The sequence below is a fragment of the Mycobacterium decipiens genome (assembly GCF_963853665.1).
Lineage (GTDB): Bacteria > Actinomycetota > Actinomycetes > Mycobacteriales > Mycobacteriaceae > Mycobacterium > Mycobacterium decipiens.
The window spans coordinates 3237871-3252320 of the sequence record NZ_OY970459.1 but is presented as its reverse complement, the minus strand read 5'-3'; the positions used below and the strand labels follow the sequence as shown (position 1 = coordinate 3252320).

The window sequence follows — 14450 nt, the reverse complement described above, 5'->3', positions numbered from 1 at the left end:
GGCATGGCGTTGCAGTCCGGTGCCCGGCTACCACGGGTCGTCGGTTGTGCCGTGGCATTGGTCCTCGGCGGGTTACCCGCGCTCGCCTTTCCCGCGCCATCGTGGTGGTGGCTGGCCTGGTTCGGCCTGATCCCGCTGCTCTTGGTGGTGCGGGCCGCGCCCACGCCGTCGGAGGGTGCGCTACGGGCTTGGGCGGGTGGTGGCGGATTTGTGCTGATCACCCAGTACTGGCTGGCGACCAGCATTGGTCCGATGCTGGTGCTGTTCGCCGCCGGCCTGGGAGTGCTGTGGCTGCCGTGGGGGTGGATGGCGCAGCGGCTGTTGTCGGTGCCGGTCACCACCGGGCGTGCGGTTGCCGCCCTGGTCATGTTGCCCAGCGCGTGGGTGGCGGCCGAAGCGATGCGGTCTTGGCCGTCACTGGGCGGTCCGTGGGCGCTGCTGGGCGCCTCGCAATGGAACCAGCCCGTCACGCTGGCGTCGGCCTCCTTGGGTGGGGTGTGGCTGACGAGTTTCCTTCTGGTGGCGACGAATACCGCTGTCGCGTGCGTGATCGTGTGCCCAGAACTGCGCGGCCGGTTGGTCGCGCTGGGCTGTGCGGTCGCGTGCGCGGGACTCGGCCCGGCCTGGCACCTGCTGGGTCCGGTGCCGGCCGGAGGTCCGACGGTGCGCGTGGCGCTGGTACAGATCGGCGAAATCGCCGATTCGGCTGCCCGGCTGGCGGCCGGTGAAGCCATCACCGCGGCCGTCGCGGCCCAGCGGCCGGACCTGGTGATCTGGGGAGAGAGCAGCGTCGGACAAGACCTGACCAGCCACCCCGAGGTCCTGGCTCGCCTGGCCGAGCTGTCCGGGCGGGTGGGCGCGGACTTGCTGGTCAACGTCGACGCGCCGGCGCCGAGCGGGGGAATCTACAAGTCGGCGGTGCTCATCGGCCCGCACGGAGCTGTGGGCAGCTACCGGAAAACCCGCCTGGTTCCGTTCGGCGAATATGTGCCGCTGCGGCCGCTTTTGGGCTGGGTCACCCGCTTCAGCAAGGCGGCCGCCCAGGATCGGCAGCGCGGGACCGGGCCGGTGGTGTTGTCGGTGAACTCCCTGGATATTGGGCCGCTGGTCAGCTACGAAACAACCTTCCCCGATCTCGCCCGCCGCGAAGCGCGGCTCGGGGCGGCGCTATTGGTGTACCAGAGTTCCACCTCGACATTTCAGGGGAGTTGGGCGCAGCCGCAGTTGGCCGCCCAGCCCGCGGTGCGGGCCGTGGAAGTGGGCCTCCCGGCGGTGCACGTTGGCTTGTCCGGCGACAGCTCGGCCTTCGATGCCCGGGGCCGCCGGCTGGTGTGGTGCCCCTCGGACTTCAGCGGTGCCACCGTGGTCAACGTTGCGTTGGGATCGAATGTCACGCTCTACCAACGGTTGGGTGACTGGGTGCCGGTGACGGCGTTGGTGGTCCTGGGCGCCGGCCTTGCCGTTTTGCTGCGCCGGCGCTTCGCTCGCGTGACAGACTGCGTTGATGAGTAGCGCACGGCTCGCCAAGATTTCGCTGGCCGCCGCCGTCGTGATGTTGGTAGTGTCGGTGGCCGGCTTCCTCATCACCTTGGTGCTCAACGCCTTCTTCCTGGACAAATACAACGCCTACGGCGAGGTGCCCATCCCGGGATCGGGCAGCCTGCAGTTGCCCGCGGGTGAGGTCACCGTTAGCCTGCACACCTTGATCATCGGCCGCCCCAATGGGGGTGGCCTGCCGGTGCCGCCACTTGGGATCTCGATCGACCCGCCCGAGGGTGTGCCGCAACCAGTGGTCGCGGAAAGCATCGGCAGCACAACGACCGTCAACAACGACGCGCATGTGCGGTTGTGGATGGTACAGATCCCCGTCGACGGTACCTACCACATCACGACCGACGGACAGGTCGGCGGATACATCAATCCGCGACTGGCTTTCGGTCACCAGAGTTCATACGGCTATCTGGTCTGGATGTTCGTAGCCCTATTCGTCGTCGGCCTGATCGATGTGGCGTTATCGGTGATGTGGATGGCCCGCTCGCGGCGGACGGTCGCCGCGAAACGCTACCTTGCCGCGTCGCCGAGTGTGTCGGTGGCGCCCTACGAATCCACCGGCCAGGGAGTCAGGGTGGAGCAACTGAAAACCCTAACGGCGCTTAGGGATTCCGGGGCACTGACCGAGGAAGAGTTCCAGACCGAGAAGCGCCGAATCCTGGACCATTGACCCCGAGGGCGCGTGCTTGTACGTCGACACGCCGATATGACTGACATTCTGTGCGCGCTCGCGCACCGGGAGACCTAGTGCCCTCGGGCGACCCATTCCTCGTAGTGGACGATCTCGTCGCCGACGGTGGTGCTGTCGCCGTGGCCGGTATGCACGACGGTGTCGCCGGGCAACGTCCCGAGCCGCCCGGATATCGACCGCAGTATCGTCGGGAAATCGGAGAACGAGCGCCCGGTCGCGCCCGGCCCGCCGGAGAAGAGTGTGTCGCCGCTGAACACCACGTTCAGCTCCGGGGCGTACCAGCACACCGATCCGGGGGAGTGGCCCGGTGTGTGCAACGCGCGCAACTCCGTCCCGGCCACGCGCAATGTGTCACCGTCGGAAACAGCACGGAAGTCCTTGTCCGGATGGGTCATCCGCCACAGCACAGCATCGCCGGGGTGTAGCAGCACCGGCGCGTCGAGCGCCTGACCGAGCTCGGGTGCCACCGACACGTGATCGTTGTGGCCGTGCGTACATACCACCGCAACCACGTTGCGACCATCCACGGCATCGATGATCGGCGTCGCGTCGTGGGCGGCGTCGAAAATCAGGACATCGGTGTCGTCACCAACCAGCCAGATGTTGTTGTCGACTTCCCAACTGCCACCATCGAGTTCGAAGGTTCCATGGGTGATCACCCGGTCGATCGCGACCACTACAACACCACCACCGAACGCAGCACCTTACCGTCGTGCATCTTGTGGAATGCCTCCTCGATGCCGTCGAGCCCGATACGTTCGGAGACAAACTGTTCCAGCGGAAGCCGGCCCTGCAGGTAGAGGTCGATCAGGGTGGGGAAGTCGCGTTCGGGCAGGCAATCGCCATACCACGACGACTTCAGCGCGCCGCCGTGCGAGAAGAAGTCCACTAGCGGCATGTCCAAACGCATATCGGGGGTCGGTACACCCACCAGCACGACGGTTCCGGCCAGGTCGCGCGCATAGAAGGCCTGCTGCCAGGTTTCCGGCCGGCCGACGGCGTCAATCACCACGTCGGCGCCGAACCCCCCGGTGAGGTCCTGGATCGTTTTGACGACGTCGAGTTCGCGCGCGTTGACCGTGTGGGTGGCACCAAACTTGCGGGCCCAGTCCAGTTTTGTGTGGTCGGTGTCGACCGCGATGATCCGCTTGGCGCCGACCAGCGCGGCGCCCGCGATCGCGGCATCGCCCACGCCGCCGCAGCCGATCACCGCGACGGTGTCATCGCGGGTGACAGCACCGGTGTTGACGGCGGCGCCCAGGCCGGCCATCACTCCACAACCCAGCAGGCCGGCGACGGCGGGATCGGCCGCGGGATCGACTTTGGTGCATTGACCGGAGTGCACCAGCGTCTTGTCGGCAAACGCCCCGATGCCCAGCGCCGGGGTGAGTTCGGTGCCGTCGGCCAGCGTCATTTTCTGCTCGGCGTTGAAGGTGTCGAAGCAGTAGCGGGGCCGGCCCCGTTTGCAGGCCCGACACTGGCCGCACACGGCGCGCCAGTTCAGGATCACGAAGTCGCCCGGCGCGACCGCCCCCACCCCGGGCCCGACGGCTTCCACCGTGCCCGCGGCCTCGTGGCCGAGCAGGAACGGGTATTCGTCGTTGATGCCGCCCTCGCGGTAGGTCAGGTCGGTGTGGCACACCCCGCAGGCGGTGACGTCGACCACGGCCTCACCGGGACCGGGATCCGGGACGACGATGTCCACCAGCTCAACGGGTTCGCCCTTTTTTCGTGAGATCACGCCGCGCACTGTCTGACTCATGGGCTCCAACCTACTGTCGGGCGTCTTCGCGGCCAGCTGACCCCGGTGTAGCGTCGCTGGGCATGACGGCACTCGAGACCACCGAAGAATTCGGCAACCGTTTTGTCGCGGCCATCGACAGTGCCGGTTTGGCGATCCTGGTGAGTGTTGGACACCAGACCGGTCTGCTGGACACAATGGCCGGGCTTCCGCCGGCCACCAGCACGCAGATCGCTGACGCCGCGGGCCTGGATGAGCGCTACGTCCGGGAATGGCTGGGCGGCATGACTACCGGGCAGATCGTCGAGTACGACGCCGAGACCGCGACCTACTCGTTGCCTGCTCACCGCGCGGGGGTGCTGACCCGTGCGGCAGGGCCGCATAACCTCGCGGCCATAGCCCAGTTCGTTGCGCTGCTCGGTGAGGTCGAACAAAAGGTCATCCGCTGCTTCCGGGAAGGCGGCGGTGTCCCCTACAGCGAATACCCACGCTTCCACAAGCTGATGGCCGAGATGAGCGGAATGGTGTTCGACAGTGCCCTGATCGACGTGGTGTTACCGCTGGTCGATGGCCTTCCGGACCGCCTGCGGTCCGGAGCGGACGTGGCCGATTTCGGTTGTGGCAGCGGCCATGCGGTCAACCTGATGGCGCAGGCGTTCCCGGCGAGTCGCTTCACCGGCATCGACTTTTCCGACGAGGCCGTCGCGACCGGGACCCAGGAGGCAGCTCGGCTGGGCCTAGGAAACGCAACCTTCGAGCGCGATGATCTCAGCACGCTGGACAAGGTCGAGGCTTTCGACGTCATCACCGCATTCGACGCCATTCACGATCAGGCACAGCCTGCCCGTGTCCTGGAGAACATCTATCGCGCACTGCGACCCGGTGGTGTGCTGCTGATGGTCGACATCAAGGCATCGAGCCGGCTGGAAGACAATGTCGGCGTCCCGCTGAGCACCTACCTGTACACGACCTCGATGATGCACTGCATGACGGTGTCCTTGGCGCTGGACGGCGTCGGATTGGGGACGGTGTGGGGTGAGCAGTTGGCCGCCTCGATGCTCGGCGACGCCGGCTTTGACGAGGTGACGGTGGCCGAGATCGAGTCGGATGTGTTGAACAACTACTACGTCGCCCGGAAGTGACGCGCCCGACCCGATGACCGCTCTCGAGGTGCTTGACGACTGGCCGGTTCCGGCTGCTGCCGCCGCGATTATCGGACCCACCGGGGTGCTCGCCACCCACGGCGACACTGCGCGGCCGTTCGCGCTGGCGTCGGTCACCAAGCCGCTGGTGGCCCGGGCCGCACAGATCGCCGTCGAGGAAGGCGTCGTCGACCTCGACACCGCGGCCGGCCCGTCCGGCTCCACGGTCCGTCACCTGCTGGCGCACACATCGGGGTTGGCGATGCATTCGAATCACAGGCTCACGAAGCCCGGCGTCCGCCGGATGTATTCCAACTACGGCTTTAGGGTGCTAGCGGAGACGGTGCAGCGGGAGTCGGGCATCGAGTTCACTGGTTACCTCACCGAGGCCGTGTTCGAACCCCTGGGCATGGCCGCCAGCCGGTTGGATGACGGTGCGTGGGCAGCCGGGTTCGGCGCGACCTCGACCATTGCGGACCTGGTGGCGTTCGCGGGTGATCTGCTGCGTCCGTCGACGGTCTCGGCCCAGATGCATGCCGATGCGACCGCGGTGCAGTTTCCCGGCCTGGACGGTGTGTTGCCCGGCTACGGCGTGCAGCGGCCCAACGATTGGGGGCTGGGCTTTGAGATCAGGAACGCGAAATCGCCGCACTGGACGGGCGAGCGCAACTCCTCGCGCACCTTCGGCCATTTCGGCCAATCAGGTGGTTTCATCTGGGCGGATCCCGAGGCGGACCTGGCCCTGGTGGTCCTCACCGAGCGCGATTTCGGCGAGTGGGCGTTGGACCTGTGGCCCGCGATTTCCGACTCGGTTCTAGCTGAGTACACGCGAAATGGAACTGCACACTAGCGCAACACGGGTATCACAAGGCACAATAGACACGCACGACACATAATTTTCATTGCGAGCATCCTGCTTGTCGGGTTCACCAGGTCGTTGGGGAAGACGTCCCTCGTGGAACCGAAGGAGCAGCAGATGCGTGCGTCGAATCAATTCGCCGACGTGACGTCCGGCGTGGTGTACATCCACGCCTCGCCCGCGGCGGTGTGCCCGCATGTCGAGTGGGCGTTGTCGTCGACCCTGCAGGCCAAGGCGAACCTGATCTGGACGCCGCAGCCGGCGATGCCCGGCCAGTTGCGGGCGGTCACCAACTGGGTAGGGCCGGTGGGCACCGGCGCCCGGTTGGCCAACGCCCTGCGCTCCTGGTCGGTGCTGCGGTTCGAGGTCACCGAAGATCCCAGTCCCGGAGTCGACGGCCAGCGGTTCAGCCACACCCCCCAGCTGGGGTTGTGGAGCGGTTCGATGAGCGCCAACGGCGACATCATGGTGGGCGAGATGCGGCTGCGAGCGATGATGGCCCAAGGCGCCGACACACTCGCCGCCGAACTGGATTCGGTGTTGGGTACGGCCTGGGACGAGGCGCTCGAGGTGTATCGCGACGGTGGCGACGCCGGTGAGGTGACTTGGCTGAGCCGGGGAGTTGGCTAGGAAGGGTTATCCCGGTCGGGCAGAAACCGGCATTTCGACAGTGCCCTTACAGGCGCCGCTGGAAATGTCGGTATGGAAGCTGCCGGTGAGGATCCCACCAGGCCCGGGTGTATAAACCGTGACGGATTCCGCGGGGTTGTATTCGATGCTGCCGTCCGGCAGCAGACAGTCCCATTGCCAACTGATCTCCCGTACCCATTCAGACCCGTTCCAGGTGTATTCGATTGGCCGCGGAATGAACTCGTGTTTGGGCGGCGGCGGGTCGATCACCGTCGCGATACACGCGCCTGATGAGCAGCTCGAGCTGAACGTGTAACTCATCATGTGCGAAGGTTCCGGTTGGCTGGCCGCCATGCTGGTGCCGGTCTTCTCATTGGCCGACAACGTCAGGAGGTACAGCCCGTTCCAGGACGGTTCCTCGGCGGCTATCGCCTTCGGGGCCAGCGTCGGCGCGAGTGCAAGTGATAGCGAACCCGCTAGCGCCGCAGCCGCCAAGGCGAGAATTGCATTCTTAGGGTGCCCGGACATCATTTCCTCCCGTAGAGCGGGTTTGAATTGATGTCGCGTTTCGTGACCCGGTCGTTACACGACGGCTTACGAGTGGTGCGGGCGCAAAACCTGTAGCGCGGCCGGCACAGCGGAGATCTCGGCGGGCAGCGGGCAGGCGAAGTCGCCGTCGGCGTACACGTTGATACCGGGGCACTCGACAACGATGGTCTTGGCGCGTGCCGTGATCACCTCGTCCAGCTCGGTATGGGTGCCTTTGAGCGCGGTGGGGAAAAAGCGGAGCAGCCTGGTGCGGGATCCCGCCTTCACCACGGTGATATCGAGCAGGCCATCGCGGTGATCGGCGTTGGGACAGATCAACAACCCGCCGCCGTAGCTGCGGGTATTGCCGATGGCCGCCAGCGTCAGGTCGGCGACGATTTCTTCGGCGCCGTCGAGCACCAGCCGGAACGGCAACGGCCGCAGCTGCATCAATTCGGCGACCATGGCGATGTAATAGCGTAGTCGTCCGTGTGGCCAGCGCATCCGGTTGGCGCGATCGGTGACCAACGAGTCGAATCCGGTTGCCGCCACGGTGCCGAACCACTTGTCCCGCATTTTGCGGCCGTTGCCGTTGCTGATTCGGCCCAAGTCAATGGTTTCTGTCCAGCCGTCGACCACGATGTCCGCGGCAGCCTCGGGATTCTTTGTGGGAACCCCGAATTCACGGGCGTGATCGTTACCGGTGCCCGCCGGAATGATCCCCAGCGGAACATCGGTGCCCGCCAACACCTGCAGCGCGTTGGAGATGACGCCGTCACCGCCGGTGACAACGACCGCGTCGGTGCCCTTCTCGACTGCCGCGGCGACCAGATAGCCCGCATCCTCGGCATCCTCGCCGACGATCTCGACGACCTCCACACCGCGATGCTTCAGTCGGGCGATCGCGACCTGCGCGGCGGGTACCGCGGCGCCGTGCCCGGACAGGGGGTTGGTCAGCGCGGTGACCTTACCGATCTCGCGTCGGCGCAGTTGCCCGCCGGTCGGGTTGTCTCGGGTCACGGAATCAGCTTGCCGGGATTGAGAATTCCGGCCGGATCCAGCGTCGCCTTTACCGCCCGCAACAGTTGCACGCCCAGATCGCCCACCTCGTCGCGCATCCACGGGCGGTGGTCGGCGCCCACCGCATGGTGATGGGTGATGGTTCCGCCGGTGGCCATGATGGCGTCGGACGCGGCCTTCTTGGCGGCCAGCCACTGCGTGATCGGATTGCCCCGCTGCCCGGCGACGACGGTGAAATACAACGAAGCGCCGGTGGGATACACGTGGGACACGTGGCACATTACCAGCGCCGGTGTGCCCGATTCGGTCAGCGAGGTGGTGAGTGCTTCGGTGACAGCGGTCTTCAACGCCGCGATGTTGGACCACTCGGTGGCGGTCTCGAGGGTTTCGCAGAGCGCACCTGCCGATAGCAGCGAGTCGCGCAGGTATGGTGCGGCGAACCGCCCCCGCTGCCAGGCTTGCGCCGGTCCCTCACCCAGCGACGTGCCGCCATGAGCTTCCAGCAATGCGCGAGTTTCGGCATGCCTGCTCTCGGCGTGTTGCGGGGTGCCCTCGAACAAGGTGATGCCCAGGCAGCCTCCGGTGATCTGGTTGTCCCCGATTGCTTCGGTGGTGGCGAGGTTGACTCCGGTCTCGGCCTCGTCGGAAAGCCGGATGACGGTGGGGCCGGTGCCGGTCTGGGTGATGGCACGCAGCGCCGCAACGCCGGTGGCGAAGTCGGGGAACGACCATGCCTCGTACCGGGTCGTTTCCGGCACCCGGTGTACCCGCAGCCGCACCCGGGTGATGACGCCGAGGGTGCCTTCCGAGCCGATCAGCACCTGGCGCAGGTCGGGGCCGGCCGCCGAGGCCGGCACCCGGCCCAGGTCGAGTACGCCCACCGGAGTGATCATCCGCAGTCCGAGGATCATGTCGTTGAACCGGCCGTAGCCGGCCGAGTCCTGGCCGGACGACCGGGTCGCCGCGAAACCTCCGATGGTGGCGAACTCAAAGCTCTGCGGGAAGTGCCCGAGCGAGAAGCCGTGTTCGCCGAGCAGGCGTTCGGCCTCCGGGCCGGTGACGCCGGCGCCCAGCTCGGCCGCACCGGACACTTCGTCGAGGGTCAGGAGTTGGTTGAACCGTCGCAAATCCAGCGACACCACGGCACCGAACTCGCCACGGATGGGATCGAGCCCACCGACGACGTTGGTGCCCCCGCCGAACGGAACGACGGCAATGCCGTGTTCGGAGCAATAGCGCAGAATTGCGCCCACGGAGTCCTCACCGTCGGGACCGCCGGGGAGCAACACCGCGTCTGGCGCATCCTGCACCCCGGAGTCCTTGCGCCGCAACATGTCCGGTGTGGATTTGCCGCCGGCATGCAGTAACCGGTCGCGGTCGTCGGCGCGGAAGTACTCCGCGCCGACGATCTCCGCCAGCGCGGCTTGGTCCGCCTGTGACAGGGCGGACGGGCGCAGCTTTACCTGCTCGGGGTCGAGTTCGGCCTCGTCCGAATCCTCAAGGCCCACAACCTGCTTCAGTAACGACCGGATTCCGTCGGAAAGTGGCTTGGCTGCGGCGGGATCTCCCCACGCGTTCCACTTCATTGGCGGAAGGAGTTCCTCGAGGTGCGACATGCGTTACAGTATTACATATGCTGTCAATGAGTAATGCTCGTGCAGACACCGGAGACCGCATACTGCAGGCCGCCGCGAGCTGCGTTCGGGACTACGGCGTGGACCGGGTGACGCTTGCTGAGATTGCCCGGCGCGCCGGTGTGAGCCGCCCGACCGTGTACCGCCGCTGGCCGGATACCCGGTCGATCATGTCGGCTTTGCTGACCAGCTATATCACCGACGTGCTGCGGGATGTGCCCCTTGACGGGGACGACCGGGAAGCGCTGGTAAAGCAGGTTGTCGCGGTCGCCGACCGGCTACGGCGTGACGAACTGATTATGTCGGTAATGCGCTCGGAGCTGGGCAAGGTGTACATCACCGAGCGGCTCGGGGCCAGTCAGCAGTTCCTGGTCGCGGGGTTGACCGCCAGGTTGAAGATTGCGCAGCAGTTGGGCAGCGTCCGCTCCGGGGACCCGCGTCGACTCGCGACGATGGTGTTGCTGATCGCCCAGTCGACCATCCAGTCCGCCGACATCGTCAGTTCGATCCTGGATTCCGAAGCGCTGGCCGAGGAACTCACCTACTCGCTGAACGGATACCTGGCCTGATGCCCGATCCAACCGCGTTGTCGGCCGCGCGCCGTTCCGCCGATCTGGCCGCAATCGCTGACGGTGCGCACCTCGACGTCGTCGTCATCGGCGGCGGAATCACCGGGGTCGGGATCGCACTGGACGCCGCGTCCCGAGGTCTGCGAGTGGCGCTGGTGGAAAAGCACGATCTGGCGTTCGGCACCAGCCGCTGGAGTTCGAAGCTGGTGCATGGCGGGCTGCGCTATCTTGCCAGCGGCAACGTGGGAATTGCCCGGCGCAGTGCTATTGAACGCGGAATCTTGATGACGCGCAACGCCCCTCACCTCGTTCATGCGATGCCACAACTCGTCCCGTTGCTGCCGTCGATGGGTCGCGTCCAGCGCGCCTTGGTGCGCACCGGATTTCTGGCTGGCGACGCTTTGCGAATGCTGGCGTGCACGTCGTCCGCGACGCTGCCGCGGTCGCGCAGAATTCCAGCCCAGCGCGTCCTGGAAATGGCTCCGACCGTGCAGCGGGACGGCCTTGATGGTGGTTTGCTCGCCTACGACGGGCAATTGATCGATGACGCCCGACTGGTCACTGTGGTTGCGCGCACCGCGGCACAATACGGCGCCCGGATCCTCACCCACGTGGCCGCCTCCGAAGCGACCGGCACCTCGGTGCGATTGACCGACCAGCGCAGCGGACAATCGTTCGATGCGTCGGCTCGCGCCGTCATCAACGCCGCAGGCGTGTGGGCGGGCGAGATCGACGGTTCGCTGAAGTTGCGGCCCAGCCGCGGGACCCATCTCGTCTTCCATTCCAGTGCCTTCGCCAATCCTACTGCGGCGCTGACTATTCCGATTCCTGGCGAGCTCAACCGCTTCGTGTTCGCGATGCCCGAGCAGCTGGGCCGGGTGTATCTAGGGTTGACCGATGAAGATGCGCCCGGCCCGATTCCCGATGTGCCCGAACCGTCTGCGGAGGAGATCGTGTTCCTGTTGGACACGGTCAACACCGCGTTGGGGACCGCGGTGCAAGCTTCCGATGTCATCGGCGCTTACGCCGGCCTGCGGCCGTTGATTGACACCGGCAGTGCTGGTTTCGAGGGCCGTACCGCCGATGTTTCGCGCAACCACGCCGTGATTGAGTCGCCCTCGGGAGTGATCAGTGTGGTGGGTGGCAAGCTGACCGAATACCGCTACATGGCGGAGGACGTCCTGGATCGCGCCATCAGCCTGCGGCACTTGCCCGCCGCAGAATGCCGGACGCGTAATCTGCCGCTGATCGGGGCGCCGGCTAATCCCGGGCCGGCAGGTCAGCTACCGAAGGGATCGGGCGCTGGCTTGCCCGAGTCGATGGTCGCGCGTTACGGGGCCGAGGCAGCCAGCGTCGTCCGCGCTGCCACCTGTGAGCGGCCCACCGAGCCGGTCGCGGACGGCATCGACGTGACCCGGGCGGAGTTCGAATACGCGGTGACCCACGAGGGCGCGCTGGATGTCGACGACATCCTCGATCGCCGGACCCGGATCGGTCTGGTACCGCGCGATCGAGAGCGGGTAGTTTCCGTGGCCGAGGAATTTCTCGCGGGAGTGAGTTAGTCGTCGAGCAGACACAGAATCGCACGCCGCACGGCGGCCATGTGCGATTCCGTGTCTGCTCGCCAGCGTCAGCTGGCTATGCGCAGGCGGTCCAGTTGGGTGGTGATTCGCGCGGCGAGGCGGTCAGGCTGCCGCCTTACGTCATTGACGACGATCGGAACAATCGTCCACCCTAGCTCCTGGATCCCGCCCCAGCGCATCTTGTCTCGAAGCATTTCGCTCGGCCCTGCATGCCAGGTGATGCTTTCGTATTCGGCTGCGAGACGCACTTCAGGCCAAGCGAAGTCGACTCGCCACAGCTCGCCACCACGACCGTGGATCGGATATTGGAGCTCCGGAAGCGGCAACCCGTTGTCGATCATGACGAGCCGGGCCTCGCTTTCCATCGCGGACTCCGCACGTCCGTCGGCGAAGGGCAAGAGTTCGCGCACGGCGATGATGCCTCGACGTCCTCGCTGGTCAGCGATGGCGCTTTCAATGTCGTTGCGGGTGCACTGCATTGAACGCATTGCGGCGTCGAGTGTTGCCAGTGCTCGCGGACGGCGCAGTTGCCTTGCGACCTCGACGGCGGTCCATGCCGGTGCGGTCGCGAGACGGCCCGCCACCCGCCGGAGCCGGGCACCGATGCGTTGGTGAACCATCAGACCGACCGCGGGACGCATCCGTACTCCAGGATCGAGCACGTGAACGGCAGCGGTGTTTTCCGTGTCGAACCCATACAACGCGGCGGCAGTGCCCATGCATGCCACAGCTGGCCGGCCCATGAAGACGTCGAGTGCTGCCAAGCGGCCCAACAGATCTGGTTCCTCGGCTGCATAGACCCCATACCAGACGCGAACGAGCACGCCGTTTTTGACTTGGGTGTCGAGCTGTTGACGCGTCATGACGGTCAGCAGTTGCGCGGTGGTGGCGAAACCGCCGGCCCTGTCCAGGAGCTTGAGCCCATCGGCATGCACCGCGAAAGCATGCGGGCGCCAAGTCGCATCCGCGAGTCACCCCTGGGGACAACCGCGTGAGCAGACACAGAATCGCACGTGGGAGGCCTTGGTAGTGCGATTCTCTGTCTGCTCGCGCGAAAGCGCGATTACAGCGGAATGTTCTTGTGCCGGCCGCGGCGTGCTGGCGCTTGAGCCAGCGCTTCGGTGAGTTTGCTGCGAGTGTGCGCCGGGTCAATCTTCTCGTCCACGACTCCGATGTCGATGGCGCTTTCGACACCGCCGGCGATCCGCTCGTGCTCGGCGGCCAGCTCGTCGTGCAGTGCTTCACGTTCATGCTCGGGTGCGGCGGCCAACTTCTTCTTGTGCAGGATGCCGACGGCCGCCTTGGCGCCCATCACCGCTACCTCTGCGTCCGGCCAGGCGAACACCTTGGTCGCGTTCAACGAGCGGGAGTTCATCGCAATGTAGGCCCCGCCGTATGTCTTTCGGGTGACCAGCGTGACGCGCGGAACGGTGCACTCGCCGAAAGCGTGCAGCAGCTTGGCGCCACGGCGCACCACGCCGCCCCACTCCTGATCGACCCCCGGCAGGTAGCCAGGAACATCGACAACGACAATCAACGGGATTCCGAACGCGTCGCAGAGTCGCACGAAACGCGCCGCCTTCTCCGCACTTTCGGAGTTCAGGCAGCCGCCCAGTCGCAGCGGGTTGTTGGCCAGTACGCCGACGGTACGGCCGGACAGCCGGCCCAGTCCGACCACCATGGACGGCGCCCAATTGGCCTGGAACTCGTCGAACGGCGTTTCCTGGTCGAGGATCGCGGTCACGATCGGATGCACGTCGTAGGCTCGCCGAGCGGACTCGGGCAACAGCGCATGGATGTCGGTATCGCCGGCCTCGGCCTTGGTGCGGTCGAAATGCCCTTGCTGGCAGAATAATCCGACCAATCGGCGGCCGCGTTCGTAGGCGTCGAGTTCGTCGTCGGCGACGACATGGCAGACCCCAGACTTCTTGTGGTGGGTCTCCGGACCACCGAGCGAGGCCATGTCGACGTCCTCGCCGGTGACGCTGCGCACCACGTCGGGCCCGGTGACGAACACCCGGCTCTCCGGCGCCATGACGACGACGTCGGTCAGCGCCGGGCCGTAGGCGGCGCCGCCGGCGGCGAAGCCGACAACCACCGAGATCTGCGGAATGTAACCGGACGCCCGGATCATCGCCTCGAAAACCTGGCCGACCGCGTGCAGCGCCCGCACACCTTCGGCGAGCCGGGCACCGCCCGAGTGCCAGATGCCCACGATCGGGCTCTGCTCTTCGATGGCGGTGTCGTAAGCGTTGACGATGTGCGCGCAGCCCTCGACGCCCATGGCCCCGCCCATTACGGTGCCGTCCGTGCAGAAGGCGATGGTGCGCACACCGTTCACGGTGCCCGCCGCGGCTAGCACTCCGGAGCGGTCACGCTCGTGTAGCAAGTCCACGCTGCCGTCGTCGAAGAAGTTACTCAGACGCAGCAGCGGATCGCGGGGGTCGAGCGACTCGCCAACCGCTTCGGGGGCCATGATTGTCATCGCAGGTCTCCTGTCGC

General features: G+C 66.1%; 14 protein-coding genes. 7 read left to right on the top strand and 7 right to left on the bottom strand.

The genetic code is table 11. The annotated features are described in order from the left end of the window. Positions 1–3: 3 nt before the first annotated feature. Both lnt and AADZ55_RS14270 read left to right on the top strand, forming a co-directional pair. Positions 4–1512, top strand: a complete 1509-nt coding sequence (gene lnt / locus AADZ55_RS14275) for an apolipoprotein N-acyltransferase (protein ID WP_085324383.1) — start codon at positions 4–6, stop codon at positions 1510–1512. Beyond that, positions 1505–2221, top strand: coding sequence for an SHOCT domain-containing protein (locus AADZ55_RS14270; protein WP_085324331.1), 717 nt, complete (start codon positions 1505–1507; stop codon positions 2219–2221). The genes lnt and AADZ55_RS14270 overlap by 8 nt, the downstream gene beginning before the upstream one ends. A gap of 74 nt (positions 2222–2295) precedes the next feature. Here the strand turns inward: AADZ55_RS14270 and AADZ55_RS14265 are convergent, their stop codons facing one another. Together AADZ55_RS14265 and AADZ55_RS14260 are read right to left on the bottom strand one after the other, a co-directional pair. Continuing rightward, positions 2296–2919 (bottom strand): MBL fold metallo-hydrolase, encoded by a 624-nt coding sequence (locus AADZ55_RS14265; RefSeq protein ID WP_085324330.1) that lies wholly within the window; start codon positions 2917–2919, stop codon positions 2296–2298. Further along, entirely contained in the window at positions 2919–4004 is a 1086-nt protein-coding gene (locus AADZ55_RS14260) for an S-(hydroxymethyl)mycothiol dehydrogenase (protein WP_085324329.1), read from the bottom strand. Before AADZ55_RS14260 ends, AADZ55_RS14265 begins: the two co-directional genes overlap by 1 nt. 62 nt (positions 4005–4066) lie before the next feature. On the opposite strand from AADZ55_RS14260, the gene AADZ55_RS14255 reads away from it, so the two are divergent. From AADZ55_RS14255 to AADZ55_RS14245, 3 genes are all read left to right on the top strand, one after another. Continuing rightward, positions 4067–5125, top strand: a complete 1059-nt coding sequence (locus AADZ55_RS14255; protein WP_085324328.1) for a class I SAM-dependent methyltransferase — start codon at positions 4067–4069, stop codon at positions 5123–5125. A 13-nt stretch (positions 5126–5138) separates the two neighbouring features. Continuing rightward, positions 5139–5975 carry a serine hydrolase domain-containing protein gene (locus AADZ55_RS14250; protein WP_085324327.1) on the top strand — a complete coding sequence of 279 codons (837 nt, stop codon included), beginning with the start codon at positions 5139–5141 and terminating at the stop codon, positions 5973–5975. 126 nt (positions 5976–6101) lie between these two features. After that, positions 6102–6614, top strand: a complete 513-nt coding sequence (locus AADZ55_RS14245; protein WP_085324382.1) for a DUF3145 domain-containing protein — start codon at positions 6102–6104, stop codon at positions 6612–6614. 6 nt (positions 6615–6620) lie between these two features. Here the strand turns inward: AADZ55_RS14245 and AADZ55_RS14240 are convergent, their stop codons facing one another. The 3 genes from AADZ55_RS14240 to AADZ55_RS14230 all read right to left on the bottom strand — a co-directional run bounded on the left by AADZ55_RS14240 (position 6621) and on the right by AADZ55_RS14230 (position 9748). Further along, entirely contained in the window at positions 6621–7142 is a 522-nt protein-coding gene (locus AADZ55_RS14240) for a hypothetical protein (protein WP_085324381.1), read from the bottom strand. A gap of 66 nt (positions 7143–7208) precedes the next feature. Then, a complete protein-coding gene (locus AADZ55_RS14235) occupies positions 7209–8162 on the bottom strand; it encodes a diacylglycerol kinase (protein ID WP_085324326.1) in 954 nt (317 codons plus the stop codon). Then, on the bottom strand, positions 8159–9748 hold the full coding sequence (locus tag AADZ55_RS14230; protein ID WP_085324380.1) for an FAD-binding oxidoreductase: 1590 nt from the start codon (positions 9746–9748) through the stop codon (positions 8159–8161). The genes AADZ55_RS14235 and AADZ55_RS14230 overlap by 4 nt, the downstream gene beginning before the upstream one ends. 47 nt (positions 9749–9795) lie before the next feature. Here AADZ55_RS14230 and AADZ55_RS14225 point away from each other — a divergent pair, with 47 nt between their 5' ends. Further along, positions 9796–10365: a TetR/AcrR family transcriptional regulator gene (locus tag AADZ55_RS14225; RefSeq protein ID WP_085324325.1), complete on the top strand. Its 570-nt coding sequence runs from the start codon at positions 9796–9798 to the stop codon at positions 10363–10365. After that, positions 10365–11927 (top strand): glycerol-3-phosphate dehydrogenase/oxidase, encoded by a 1563-nt coding sequence (locus tag AADZ55_RS14220; RefSeq protein WP_085324324.1) that lies wholly within the window; start codon positions 10365–10367, stop codon positions 11925–11927. Before AADZ55_RS14225 ends, AADZ55_RS14220 begins: the two co-directional genes overlap by 1 nt. A 68-nt stretch (positions 11928–11995) precedes the next feature. On the opposite strand, the gene AADZ55_RS14215 is transcribed toward AADZ55_RS14220, so the two are convergent. Continuing rightward, positions 11996–12883 carry a hypothetical protein gene (locus tag AADZ55_RS14215; protein WP_207569045.1) on the bottom strand — a complete coding sequence of 296 codons (888 nt, stop codon included), beginning with the start codon at positions 12881–12883 and terminating at the stop codon, positions 11996–11998. Positions 12884–13011: 128 nt separating this feature from the next. Further along, positions 13012–14433: an acyl-CoA carboxylase subunit beta gene (locus AADZ55_RS14210; protein ID WP_085324323.1), complete on the bottom strand. Its 1422-nt coding sequence runs from the start codon at positions 14431–14433 to the stop codon at positions 13012–13014. Between the last annotated feature and the right edge of the window lie 17 nt (positions 14434–14450).